General features: G+C 58.6%; 13 protein-coding genes and 1 pseudogene. 1 reads left to right on the forward strand and 13 read right to left on the reverse strand.

What is annotated here, in order from left to right:
* Positions 1-458: 458 nt before the first annotated feature.
* A complete protein-coding gene (locus H1204_RS12885) occupies positions 459-788 on the reverse strand; it encodes a hypothetical protein (RefSeq protein ID WP_180728607.1) in 330 nt (109 codons plus the stop codon).
* 969 nt (positions 789-1,757) lie between these two features.
* Here H1204_RS12885 and H1204_RS12890 point away from each other — a divergent pair.
* Complete coding sequence (locus H1204_RS12890) at positions 1,758-2,009, forward strand: hypothetical protein (protein ID WP_180728608.1); 252 nt, start codon at positions 1,758-1,760, stop codon at positions 2,007-2,009.
* Positions 2,010-2,089: 80 nt separating this feature from the next.
* Here H1204_RS12890 and H1204_RS12895 read toward each other — a convergent pair.
* From H1204_RS12895 to H1204_RS12950, 12 genes and pseudogenes are all read right to left on the reverse strand, one after another.
* Positions 2,090-2,563, reverse strand: a pseudogene (locus H1204_RS12895) (hypothetical protein); the annotation flags it as partial.
* Positions 2,564-2,891: 328 nt separating this feature from the next.
* A complete protein-coding gene (locus tag H1204_RS12900) occupies positions 2,892-3,731 on the reverse strand; it encodes a sterol desaturase family protein (RefSeq protein WP_180728609.1) in 840 nt (279 codons plus the stop codon).
* 194 nt (positions 3,732-3,925) lie between these two features.
* Positions 3,926-4,534 carry an isoprenylcysteine carboxylmethyltransferase family protein gene (locus H1204_RS12905; RefSeq protein WP_243468628.1) on the reverse strand — a complete coding sequence of 203 codons (609 nt, stop codon included), beginning with the start codon at positions 4,532-4,534 and terminating at the stop codon, positions 3,926-3,928.
* A 192-nt stretch (positions 4,535-4,726) separates the two neighbouring features.
* The gene (locus H1204_RS12910) at positions 4,727-5,191 is read right to left on the reverse strand and encodes a MarR family winged helix-turn-helix transcriptional regulator (RefSeq protein WP_180728611.1); all 465 of its coding nucleotides are present in this window, start codon (positions 5,189-5,191) and stop codon (positions 4,727-4,729) included.
* Positions 5,192-5,207: 16 nt separating this feature from the next.
* Complete coding sequence (locus tag H1204_RS12915) at positions 5,208-6,188, reverse strand: type II secretion system F family protein (RefSeq protein WP_180728612.1); 981 nt, start codon at positions 6,186-6,188, stop codon at positions 5,208-5,210.
* A gap of 42 nt (positions 6,189-6,230) precedes the next feature.
* Positions 6,231-7,208: a type II secretion system F family protein gene (locus H1204_RS12920; protein WP_180730954.1), complete on the reverse strand. Its 978-nt coding sequence runs from the start codon at positions 7,206-7,208 to the stop codon at positions 6,231-6,233.
* 73 nt (positions 7,209-7,281) lie between these two features.
* Positions 7,282-8,649: a CpaF family protein gene (locus tag H1204_RS12925; protein ID WP_180728613.1), complete on the reverse strand. Its 1,368-nt coding sequence runs from the start codon at positions 8,647-8,649 to the stop codon at positions 7,282-7,284.
* 31 nt (positions 8,650-8,680) lie between these two features.
* On the reverse strand, positions 8,681-9,865 hold the full coding sequence (locus H1204_RS12930) for an AAA family ATPase (RefSeq protein ID WP_180728614.1): 1,185 nt from the start codon (positions 9,863-9,865) through the stop codon (positions 8,681-8,683).
* Positions 9,866-9,892: 27 nt separating this feature from the next.
* Positions 9,893-10,357: a TadE/TadG family type IV pilus assembly protein gene (locus H1204_RS12935; RefSeq protein ID WP_180728615.1), complete on the reverse strand. Its 465-nt coding sequence runs from the start codon at positions 10,355-10,357 to the stop codon at positions 9,893-9,895.
* Positions 10,354-10,842 carry a TadE/TadG family type IV pilus assembly protein gene (locus H1204_RS12940; protein WP_180728616.1) on the reverse strand — a complete coding sequence of 163 codons (489 nt, stop codon included), beginning with the start codon at positions 10,840-10,842 and terminating at the stop codon, positions 10,354-10,356. The genes H1204_RS12935 and H1204_RS12940 overlap by 4 nt, the downstream gene beginning before the upstream one ends.
* Before the next feature lie 10 nt (positions 10,843-10,852).
* Positions 10,853-12,133 carry a pilus assembly protein TadG-related protein gene (locus H1204_RS12945; protein ID WP_180728617.1) on the reverse strand — a complete coding sequence of 427 codons (1,281 nt, stop codon included), beginning with the start codon at positions 12,131-12,133 and terminating at the stop codon, positions 10,853-10,855.
* A gap of 24 nt (positions 12,134-12,157) precedes the next feature.
* A complete protein-coding gene (locus tag H1204_RS12950) occupies positions 12,158-12,460 on the reverse strand; it encodes a hypothetical protein (protein ID WP_180728618.1) in 303 nt (100 codons plus the stop codon).

Raw genomic sequence — 12,460 nt, forward strand, 5'->3', positions numbered from 1 at the left:
AGCGGATGGCGTGGTTCCCGGATGGGACCCGCCATTGAAAATTCTGGAGTCGCCACCATTGCGCGCGCAGGCACGCAGTCTTGCGGCTTCTGTCGGGCAGCTCAAGCCGGACTGAGTCTTCGCGGAGTCGTTATTGTCGCGTGCGTGCCGTCAATCATCAACATAAACGGCACGCGCGACCTAAATGCGCGAACAAGTTGCTTCAGGGTACCTTCGGGCCCGGAGGTTTCCCTGAGGTAGTGCGAACGCGTGATGCTCCTTGCTGCCATCCTACGGCGTACCAATGCTCACACGAGTTGCGCGAATCTGCTCATAAGCTGGGTGCCGTTCAATCGCCTCGCCACCGCGGCTCGCATGCGTGTCATGCTCGAGGGCTGTCTGGTCCGGCACCAGCAAGGCGAGGCTCCAGCAGACCATGAACAGTAGCACAGCGACATTGAACAGCTTCTTTAGTCCTGTCATTTTTCCACCCCGCAAATGACGTATGTCTCGACAATGCCTTTCGACACCTCGTCATTGAAAATCACTGCCGCAGCGGCCTGAGCGCCCACCCGGGTGGCAAACGCCTCGAAGAACCTGGTAAACCTTTCCTGTAGCACGAAGTGAATATCGGCGGCGGACGATTGCGGCGTGATGACTCCATCTGACCGCATCGCCGCTATTGTTCTTCCGATATGGTCCGCCAGGTTCTCCAGCAACTGCATGGGCCTTGAGAGATCGTCCATCACCGAGACCAGGTGCTGCATAGCCTTGAACGTCTCAGGCGTTTGCGAATAGAAGGACTGCACTGACACACCTTTAACACCGAACATTGCTTCCCCCGACGCGCGGCGTAGCACGCGTTCAGCGTTTTCTCGTTGATTGAATTCTGCTTAAAGCCACTTCATCGAGCTTCTTTGTATTCGGCGATGCTCAGCAATTAAGAACAGGAATCAGACCGCAAACTTTCTGTCATTGACCTAAAGCCGAGCTCGGTCGGTTGAAATAGCACAGACTGTGCCAAATAGCGATTTTCTGTAGGCAGGCCGCAGATTATGTACAAACACCAGCTTTTCCGTCTAAATCGTTTCATTTGCGAAACGTGTAAATGCGCAGTGAATTCCCCAACGGCCTGAAAAGTGACGCATGCCGATCCTGATTCGCAAATGCCACGAGGCTTCGGCTAGATAAAGAGCTTCCTTCAATATCGTGATTCACTTCTGAAACACGGTTCCCGCTCGTCGCTATCCACGTCCGGACGGGAAGCCTATCGGGTCTCGCGAAGAACTCTTCGCGGCATAAACCGCCCGACGAGGCGACTTTGCAACCAAAGCACCTGCAAGCAGGCATTCACGCAGCGGCACTTCCGTGTACCGATCGTTTCAGCCCTGAAACGCGCGTCACGGAGCGCCGCTCCCATCGCAACGAAGAGGGCGCCTGCGCTGCGCTCAACCATCCTCTGAAGCGTCGGGCCGACAACTGCATTGGGTGCATGCGGTTCCGCGAGACCACCGACGAATAGGTCCACCTGACAGGAACGCTCCAGGCGAGAGAACAGGCGAACAGACACGGTGAGAAAAATGAGCCATAACGGCCCTGCCGTTGCATGCCGCCCTTGCCTTCCCCTTCTAAAGTTTCACGCGCAATTGCCGAGAAGCCGGAAACGACTGGCGTTGCGCCCAAGCGCAGTTCGCGGGTCTTGTAAAATAGGCGGCTACCAATCGCGACCGCGGCGCCCGGCGCGGTAGAAATTACCTGATGGCGCCAAAGATCCAATCATGAAGAATTTCTTTAACACGGACCTCGCCCGGAGCTACGGGTACGGAATGGCTGTCTACATTGCTGCCCAGACTGCTGCTCTTCAACGCGGTATCGATGCCACCAATATGCAGCGCAAGGTCACCGGCCGCCGTCTGCTTGAGGACGCAACCGTCGAGGAGGTGATTTCGGCGCTGCATAGCAATGGGACTTTGCCCACCGCACCGGGTATGGGTGGCGCGGATCTTTCCGACGCGGACGCCATCAGGTGACGCGTTCCGGTTTCGTTGATGAGTCGGGCGAGCAATGCCTTGCTCCGTGTCGCGCGTGGATAGGCTCACGGGGCGGCCCATCACGTCGTGTCAGGGTGCCCCGCGATGAAGCTGGTGAACGCGTTATAAGGTTGACTCAATATGGCACTGTCGATCATCAGGCCGAAGGTCTCGTCTCCGCTATCGAGTTCGTAGTACATCACCGACTGGATGTTTTTCGCCTTTCTGGCCACAAAGTAGCTGGCAAGCTGCGTACTGATGTAGCTCGCCCGATATGCCGCTGACTTTTCGGGTCCCGTGTTCCACTCGGTGAGCAGGAACGGCACGCCGTAGCGGGCCTGGCAGTACGTAGGCAGATCGAAGCCCGGACCCGCACCATCGGAACCGATATTGAGGATATCGCCGTAGACTTCGAAGTTGTGCCATGTCGTCATGTCCCAACGTACAGCCGGATGGCCGCCCGTTCCATCGGGTTGCATGCCGTTCCACAGCGCGTCGGATGCGCCGATGTCGGCCACAGTAAAATTGACGCCGCACTTCGCCGCTGGTTGCACGGGCCGTTGACGTTTTCACGGAAATGCTCCGGAGAAATCAATCCGCTCAGCATAGGCCTGACTGACGGCGACCTGTATTGGACTTTGGTCCAATAAGGGAACATTCGATCGATCTGCTTACTTCGCGCATCGGCACGTAGATCCGCGTGAATGCAATCAGGGCAGGTTCACCCCGTCGTGCTGGCGGGCGGCTCGGGAGCGCGCCTTTTCCTCTGGCGCAGCCGCGCTCCGGCTGCGTTTTGACGACATGCGGCGCGGGCCGGTTGGTCGCACCCCACGCCGCCTTGCATTTGCGCCGCACAGTCAGTTGCTTCCTAGACGCGAAAACTCACGCTCTCTGCTGACCACGACACCACGGCCATAAAAGCGCGTGAAACAACTTCCTTGGCGCTTCGCCCGAATCCAGTCCGACGTCCGGAAAACGGTCTTGCGCTGGCTGCCGAAACGTACCAAACATATGATCCCAGATAAGAAACATAGCGCCAAAATTTCTGTCGTAGTCTGCTGGATCGCGTGAATGATGGAGTCGATGAACTTGCGGATTGTTCAGTGCCCACGGATAACGTGCCGGCGCAAATCTGACGTTCATATGCACCAGGTTGTTATTCAATGCGAACACGATCGCAACTGCCACACCAACACTCGGCGGTACCTTGAGCAACACCCCAACCAGCGGATAAAGACAGGCTGATTTGATTAACGGCTCAATCCAGAAATTCCTGTAAGTCACCGTGACATCAAAATGCTCGGCGCTATGATGCAGTTCGTGCATTTTCCATAACAGCGGAAACCTGTGCTGGGCTCGATGAAAGAGATATTCGATCAGGTCAGAGATCAGGAGAGCCGAAACAAAAGCTAGACACCATCCAATAGGGCCTGCTGGAAAAGCAATCCGTCCTTCGCCCAATGTGCGCGTCATGGTGAGCGATATGCCGGCCACCATGGGTTGAATCATGGAGACCACCGCATTGCTGACCAGCGAGTACCGGATATTGAACTGGGCATGCGACGGTGCAGAAGGCCGCGCCTCGCCCAGATACCGAACTGCAATACGTTCGCCCCATAACGCCAGGAGGAGGCTCAGCGCGAGCAACCCGAGCGACACCAAGACTGGCGACAAGATAACAGCGCACTGAGAAAGGGCACTTATCGATGCCTCCTTCGACATGTTTCCCCCGCACTTGCAGCACAGTTAATAACCCTCAATGGCGGCCTTATTCGGAGTGTGCGTACTACACCGCCTCGTTATCGCGATTGACCGTCCTCGGGTATCTTCCTTTCCGCACGCTCCTCATTCGCCTTTAATCCAACAAGCCGTCAATCGCCGAGGTCGGTTTCATGGCAACTGCATATCGATAACGTTCAGAAAAGTCCCGGCAAAACACGATACTGCACCTTGCTTTTGTACGTGCGATAAAGCGTGTCACTGCTCAAAAGCCGTTCCTCCCGCACGATTCTGCACGCCTGCAATACGAACTGCCCCCCGTATACCAGCACGTTCTGGATGCCGAAGTTCGAAAGCAGGAAGCCGATGTCTGCGATGAAGTAGCCGAGATACATCGGATGTCTCACGAACCGGTACGCACCTGTCGAAACAACGCCGCGGTTCGCAGGCAATATCCCGAACGAGCGGCGCAGCGAAGCCTTCGCATAGATCTGCCAGCATATCCCGGCAACCTGCAACGCCGCGCCCACCCATTCCGGCAGGATCTGTACTCCCGACCCGAGTCGAATCGCGAGAAAGTAATATGTGGCGCCCATCGAAGAAATGTACGCAAACGGCGTCCAATCGCGCCGGACAGGTACACGTGAGAACAGCGACAGACCCACCGTGAAGCACTCCGCGACCACTAGTAGTAGTAACGTGATGCGCCCAGGTTCAGCAAGCCAGTGGATGATCGCTGCATAGCTGAAAAGACCCAGCATCGTCGCCGCACATGCCCGCGCCAACACTTCGAACAGCGCATCCATCGCCCCTGGAGAAGACGCGGCTGCGACGGGTTCCGGACGTGCCGCGGATTGCGCTTCCGGATCACAGCCTTTATCGACGATCGTACTCATGCCCCGTGCCCCATAGTGGTCCGTGTTTTTGTCGGGCTCCGCCGGATGAATCTGGTCATCCTCGCATTGCCTTTATGCTGCTTTTCGCTTGACTGATGCTTGTCAGACAGACTGATCACCTTTCAGATGGTCGTCAATGATTTTCAGCACCCCGCAAAAATACCTTCGTATGCTCTTCAGTTCATCGTAGCCAAGCGTGCCATCAAATTCGGCAAGGTGACGGTTGACCGGCTCGAAACAGGCTGTGATCGCTGCCCGGCCGCCCGGAACGAAACGCAACAAGATGCGCCGCCCATCGGTCGGATCAGGCTCACGTGTTATCAGCCCCGCTTTTTCGAGATTCTTCAGGGAGCTTGTGATACTGCCCGGAGATAGTCCCGTAAGTTTCGATAGCCGGCCCGGCGTGACCGGTTGCACTTCGTCCGAATAGGCGACTTCGAGGCATTCCAGGTCGGTCACGTTCAGTCCCAGCTGGTCCGCCACAAACTGGTTGAAGGCCGATAGCTTGATGCCCAGTATGAAGCGCAACCGGACGAGATCCACGCGTTCGATAGAAGCAGGTTTCATGGTTCCCCTCCAACAGTCACTGCGACACCGAGCCGTCTGGGTGGCCGGCGAGCGTCGGCAGCAGCACGCGGAGGACCTGGATGAAAGCCGGACCGAGCAATACCAGCATCAGCGTCGGAAAGATGCAGAACATGAGCGGAAATAGCAGTTTCAGCGCGATCTTTCCGGCGGCCTCTTCCGCCTTGAGCCGGCGCTTGAGCCGCAGGCTTTCCGAATGCACGCGCAACGAATCGGCCATGCTGGTGCCGAAGCGCTCTGCCTGGATCAGCATGGCGACCAACACTTCGACCTCCTCGACGCCCGTGCGCATTGCCAGGTTCTTGAGCGCCGTTTCCTTGCTCCAGCCCGACCTCAGTTCGAGGAGCACGAGTTGGAGTTCGTCGCTCAGCGTCTGGCTCTTGACATGCATTTCGTCGGCCACTTTCATCAGCGCAGCATCCAGGCCAAGGCCTGCCTCCACACACACCGTGAGCAGGTCCAGCGCATCGGGAAAGTCCTCGAAAATGGACTGCTTGCGCTGGCGCACCCGGCGGGTGAGCACAAAATTCGGCAGGTAGTAGCCAATGCCCGCAACCACAAGCAGCAGGAACAGAAGCAGTTTGCTCTTTTCGTTCGACAGGTACGGGCCGACCGTCACGAGGAGGATAAGGGGCAGCCCCATCACGAGGACGGTTTTGGCGGCAAAGTAAGCCCCGGGAGCCGACTCGCTGCGCCACCCGGCGTGCATGAATTTCATGCGCAGCGCCGAACTTTCCCAGCCCTCTTTCGGAATCGAGAGTTTCGCAATCGGCTTCGAAGCTTCCGCAATCTTCTTTACCCATTGAGCCTCGTCGCTATTCGTACCTTGCGCCGTAGGCTGTTCGTTGTTTGTGAGCTTGCCGAGGCGGCGATTGATCGAGTTTGGCATCAGCAGTGCCATCACGCCCAATGAGACAAGGGCGACGATCGCGAATACGGCGGCCAGCAATAACAGTTGTTCTGTTTTCATGGCGGGCATGGGATCGACCCATCCTCAAAGAATAAAAATCACACGCTTCTCTCAAACATGGATACGGATGATCTTGCGCATCCAGACCACGCCGAGCACCATCATGACGAACGCCCCACCGATCAGCTTGATGCCCGTCGGGTCGGTGTACAGCACCCGAAGGAAGCCCGGATTCAGGATCGAGATCAGGAACGCCACCACAAATGGCAAGCAGCCCAGAACCCAAGCCGACAGCCGCCCTTCGGCTGACAGCACTCTCACCTTGCCGAGCAGTGCCAGCCGGGCGCGAATGATCTGGCTGATGTTGCCGAGAATTTCAGCGAGGTTGCCGCCGCTCTCCCGCTGGATCAGGATGGCGACCACGAAATAGCGCAGGTCGCTGACCGGTATGCGGTTGGCGAGCCCGCCCAGTGCGTCATTGAGCGACACGCCGAAATTGATCTGGTCGAACGTCGTGCGAAACTCGCTGCCGATCGGCTCAGGCATTTCATCGCCTACCATGCCGAGCGCCGACGAGAACGAATGTCCGGCCTTTAGCGACCGGCCGATCATGTCGGCCGCCTCAGGCAACTGCTCCTCGATCGCCTTCAGCCGCTTCTTCTTGGCGCGATTCACCTTGAACGGCGCAATCATGCCGGCGATCAGCATGACGGCAACGAGCACCAGCGGAGGTACATAGACCACAAAACCTATGGCGCACACCATCAATGGCGGGACCACGGTGTACGCAACGAACTTTCCCATCGACCAGTTCAGCCCGGACTGAACCAGCCAGCGGTCCACCATCTGGATGCGCGGCACCCACAGCAGCATTCGGGTCAATAGCGGCGATCCGCTCAACTCACGCTGCTTGAGAATGGACATCGCCGGATCATTGCCGTTTCCGCCGGCAGACATCATGCGTATCCGGCTTTCGACGCGCTTGGCCTCGCTGCTGTGGCGGCTGTTCCACCACAAATAGCCCGCTTCGATCAATAGAACGATCGAGAAGAACACCAGGATGACGAATCCATAGAATAGAAAGTTCATGTCCAGATGCCTCGCAGTGACGCAGCCGTAGCCGCCTTCCGCTCTTTGTTGTTTCGTGCTTGCATTGAGCGGCCTATACGGGGAATTGCCTCGACGGGTCATACAGCGAATCGGGCACGGCCACGCCGAATGCCTGCAACCGCTCGGAGAACTTCGGCCGCACACCCGTCGCGCAGAAATGCCCGCACACCTTCCCGTCCTTGTCGACCCCGGAGCGCCGGAACGCGAAGATCTCCTGCATGTTGATGATGTCGCCTTCCATTCCGGTAATTTCCGAGATGCTTGTGATCTTGCGGCGCCCATCCGTCAGACGCGCGGCCTGTACGATGACACCAATTGCCGAGCTGATCTGGTGGCGTGCGGACTTCTGCGGCAGATTCAGCCCGGCCATGCCGATCATGTTTTCGAGTCGCGTCAGCGCATCGCGCGGCGTATTGGCGTGGATCGTCGCGAGCGAACCTTCGTGACCGGTGTTCATGGCCTGCAGCATATCCAGGGCTTCCGCGCCGCGCACTTCGCCGAGGATGATCCGATCAGGTCGCATCCGCAGGGCATTACGCACCAGCGAGCGCTGGGTAATCTCGCCTTTACCTTCAATGTTGGGCGGACGTGTTTCGAGCCGCAGCACATGCTCCTGACGCAACTGAAGCTCAGCTGCGTCTTCGATCGTGACGATCCGCTCATCGGACGGAATGAAGCCCGACAGCAGGTTGAGCATCGTCGTCTTGCCGCTACCCGTGCCGCCCGAAATCAGCACGTTCACCTTCGCGGCGGACAGCGCTTCGAGCACATGAATCATAGGCGGCGTGACGCTTTGATACTCGATCAGATCTTTCACGCTCAGCGGATTGACGGCGAACCGGCGAATGGACATCAAGGGCCCATCAATCGCCGATGGCGGAATGATTGCGTTCATCCGCGACCCGTCCGGCAGACGCGCATCGACCATCGGGTTCGATTCATCGACGCGGCGGCCCACGCGCGAGACGATCTTCTCGATTACCTTCATCAGATGCGCGTCGTCGTAGAACGTCACGTCGGTCAGTTCGAGCTTACCGCGCCGTTCGACGTAGATCTGACTGTACGTGTTGACGAGAATGTCTGAGACGGTTGGATCGGCCAGCAGCAGCTCGAGCGGCCCGAAGCCGAGCATTTCGTCGCGCACGTCGCGGATGAGGTGCCGCCGCTCAACCTCGTTGATGGGGATGTTGTCCTCTTCAACGATGCGTTCGACGAGTTGAGCGAGCTCATACTGTATCTGGTCGTTCGACAGACGCTGCAGCTTTTCAAGTTCGACGCGATCGATGATCGCCTGATGAACGTTCCTCTTGAGCTCCTGATAGGCTTTTTGCGCCATTTTCGTGCGCTGCAAAGCCCGGTCCTGCGCCGGTGCGTCAGCGTGTTGGGAAAACTGCTCGCGCAAACTCATCACGTTGTCCATTCTGGTTCTCCTGTATCGCTCCGCGTAGGGTTCAGGCTCTGCTCAGCGCCGGCCGGCTAAAGAACTTCTGCAGGATGCCGCTGCTGCTCCGCGAATTCGCTGGCGGAGGCGAAAGACTGTGCACCAGTTCGCTCAGTCCTTTCGCGACGCCGCTCGATTGGGCAAGCCGCAAAATCGGCACCCCCTGGTTGATCGAGGCTGACACGGATGCCTTGTCTTCGGGAATGACGCTCGCCACGCGCAGGCCCAACGCTTTCTCGAGTTCCTGCAGCCCTACGGGCCCCTTCTTCTCATAGCGGTTGACCAATACGCGGACCTTGTCGCCGCGATAGTCGAGCGAACGGAAGATCTCCAGCAGCCTGCGGCCGGCCCGCAAATACGGCAGGCTCAGTTGCAGCACGGGGAAGATGTATTCGCTCTGATCCAGCGCGACGATCGACACATTGCTGAGGCTCTGCCCGACATCGAAAATGACGAGATCGTATTGAGGGCGCGCGAGATTCAGAATGCGCTGCAGATGCTCGGGCTTGATCTCCTTCGCACGCGCCGGGTCGGGCGCGCCGGCCAACACATCGAAAGCGTCGCTGACTCGCGTCAGGCATGCTTCGAGGAAGGCGGGATCGAGCCGGTCGATTTGCGTGCTGACATCGGCGAGCGTAGCGGGCGGCGTGATTTCGGACACGAGGAATGCCGCTTCGCCGAACTGAGGGTTCAGATCGATCAGCAGCGAGCGCTTGCCCGCCGTCGAGGCTGCAAACGCCAGGTTTGCCGCCAGAAAAGACGTGCCGCTTCCGCCCTTGCAAGACACGAATGAAATAACCCGCCCGTCGCGCCGCGCGCTATTCGTCTTGCGGGCGATACGGTCGACGGCATGCCGCAGGCCGTCAGGATCGGCCGGCCACGGCTGGACATCACGCACGCCTGCGCGCATCGCGCGAATGAGCAGGTCCGCGGACGGCGACGGCGTCAACAGCATGCAGGTCAAGTCGGGATGCTCCGTTGCAATGGCATGCAGCGCATCGAAGTCCTGTTGCGTCGGTTGCGCGCCGTCGAATATCAGCATGTCGACGCCATCGAGCGCCCCCTTGTTCGTGCAGAGATCAAGCAAGCCCGCCGTCGAGATCCTGACGCGATGGTGGGAATCGCCCGCCTCGACGACCCGTGCGATCGCGTTCGCGTGCGCCGGATCGGATGAAATCGTGAGAATGTCGATCATTTGTTTCTTCCTGTCATGAGCGATGATCTAGAGGCAGGTCGGATTCGTGCCGCCCACGCTGCTTAAGCTTTCTCTTGGCAACGTCGTCGAGAATGGCGGCATCATCAGGTCGAATGGTACGAAGGGCACCATCGTGTTGACGGAGACGTTGGTGATCGCAACCGTGACCGACGTGCACGACGTGGCGTCGCAGCCCGACGGCAAATACGTCACCGTCACATTGGCGGGCTTCAGAATCGGCAATAGCTTCCGCATATCCTTGATCACCGGATTGCCTGTTGTCTGGCTGGCGTTGATGTCGCACACCACCGCCACGCGTGCGCCCATCCGCGTGGCTTCGGCTGCCGTATTCCAGTAAAAGAGCACACGCCCCATTTCCATCACGCCGATCAGCAGCGTAAAGAACACCGTCGAGACGAGCGCGAATTCGAGGGCGGCTACGCCTTTTTGACGGCGCGCGCCGGGCAGACGAAGGATCGCTGTCTTGTTCATAGCACTTGCCTCATCACGCAGCTGATATCTCCGAAGACCATATTGCCCAGATTGAAGAACCCGGTGATCTGGTTGTACTGGTATCCCTGGATGCTGACCTCGATGAGATTGATGGTCTCGGCGGCAGGGTTGGTTTGAACGTTCTTGTACTGCCCGCTGCAGCCCGTTGTATTGACCTGGTCGCAGACCACGACCATGTTTGTCGTCAGGCCAGTCACGAGGGGCGTGCCTGTACAGCCCGTCGTGCCGTAGACCGCAAGGCACTGGGCTTGCGCAAGCGGATAGTTGGTCGTGTCGGTCGGGTCATAGGCCGACAGCAGGCGCGTCGCATCCCGCACCGACTTCACCATCGTGTTGTACTCATAGAACGCGTGGCCGAACTCGGCGATGCCAAGCAGCAGCGTGATCAACGGAATGGCCACGAGCCCGAATTCGACTGCCACGGCGCCTCGCATGCGGCGCAGGGATCGGCGGTGATAGCGCATGAGGACGCTCCTATTGCACGAGAACGGGTACCATCGGCCCGATGCCAGCGGACGTGCTTCCCGGGATGCCCTGTGTTGCGCAGGGCGAATCCGGAGCGCTCGCGTCACCGCGATACTCCAGCCAGATCGTGCCGCTGAGATAACTGCTGATGTTTTTCTCCATCGGATGAAGCATCAGCACGCACGCCCATGACTTGATTGCCGATTTCTGGGTGCCACCCTGTAATGCACCGCAGTCGACCACCGGTACAAGCGCCAGCCGCCGGTCGGAGCCATTGTCGTAACCGCCTGTTTTATATTTGTTGAGGACCAGATTCGTCCCCTGGTAAGCGTTGCGACCCGGCCGCTGGTTGTCGCGGAAATCTGGGAATACATTCGAGCCCGGCACCTGGTTTCCTTTAGCATCCTTTGTGGGCACGTAGGAGTAGCCGGTGAAATCCGGCACACCGGTGGGGGTGTCCGGCGGAACTTTGAACGGGTTCTGGTAAATCCCGAAACGGGTATTCCATGCGCCGTCTATGCTCTGGATGTTGCCAGTGTGGCCGACATTGGTACCGAGCGTTGGCAACGAGCACTGTCCTGAACCCGTGAGTAGCGCTTTCATGTCGGGCGTATTCTGAAACCCGCTGTTCGGATCGCTTGGATCAATAGGGTACGCGACCCACATGAAGTTACCGCTCAACTGTTGGTTACTGTCCGAGCCAATCTTGCTGGGCAACCATTGTCCAATCGCATAAGGGCTGCCTGCAGGAGGCTGGCAGACGCCAACGGGCAACGCGCACGTGGTCTGCGATTGCGTGGTGGACGCTACGGCCGTCGCGGCAACAGCCGACTGACCGAGCGTGGCATTGACCACCCGCATGAACCAGTTGGATATACCAGCGCGCCTCACCGTACAGCGCACGAATCCGATCTTAGGCACATCCGACAATGCGTACGCGCTCTTGTTCAGATAGGAGCCGGCGAACTGCTTGCTGAACGTGACATCGATGTTGGCCGACGCCACGTTCTCGCTCTGCAGCAACACCCGATTGGTCGACCCCACCGTCAACCCTGCCGCCTCGGGCGCATCGAGCGACACCGCCTTGGTCAGGTCACGTGCCGCTGCCAGTGCACAGGCGTCCGCGGCATTCGACAGTTCGCTCTTCGCAATGTAGAGCTTCCCCAGATCGAGTGCGAGCCCGGCGAAGCCGATCAGCACGGCGAGCGTCAGTGCGACGATGATCGCCACGATGCCGCGCTCGCCCCGCCGAGCCGCTCCACGCATACCGGAATGATTGACGCGATGCATGACGATCTCCCGCATTGGTTGCTTTTACCGGCCGCTGTTTCCGTTTCCTACACCGATGACGTATGCACCCTGTGTTGTGACGGGATGCGAGAAGGACTTGTCATACGTCGCCATCGCCGACGCAGCGGACTTGCCATCCATACCGTCTGGGGCATGTTCGCGTTCGCCGGCATGCGGATCGATGATTTGTGCCTGTGTGACTGCTTTCAGCGCCTGCCCGATGTGTGCGTCCCAGATGGGCGTGCTCGACATGCAGCCACCGAGTGCGATGCAGACCGGGACGATGAGCGCTGCCCGACGCGTGAAGGCAAAAGTTTCGAGTTTCAT

The organism is Paraburkholderia sp. PGU19 (genome assembly GCF_013426915.1).
Lineage (GTDB): Bacteria > Pseudomonadota > Gammaproteobacteria > Burkholderiales > Burkholderiaceae > Paraburkholderia.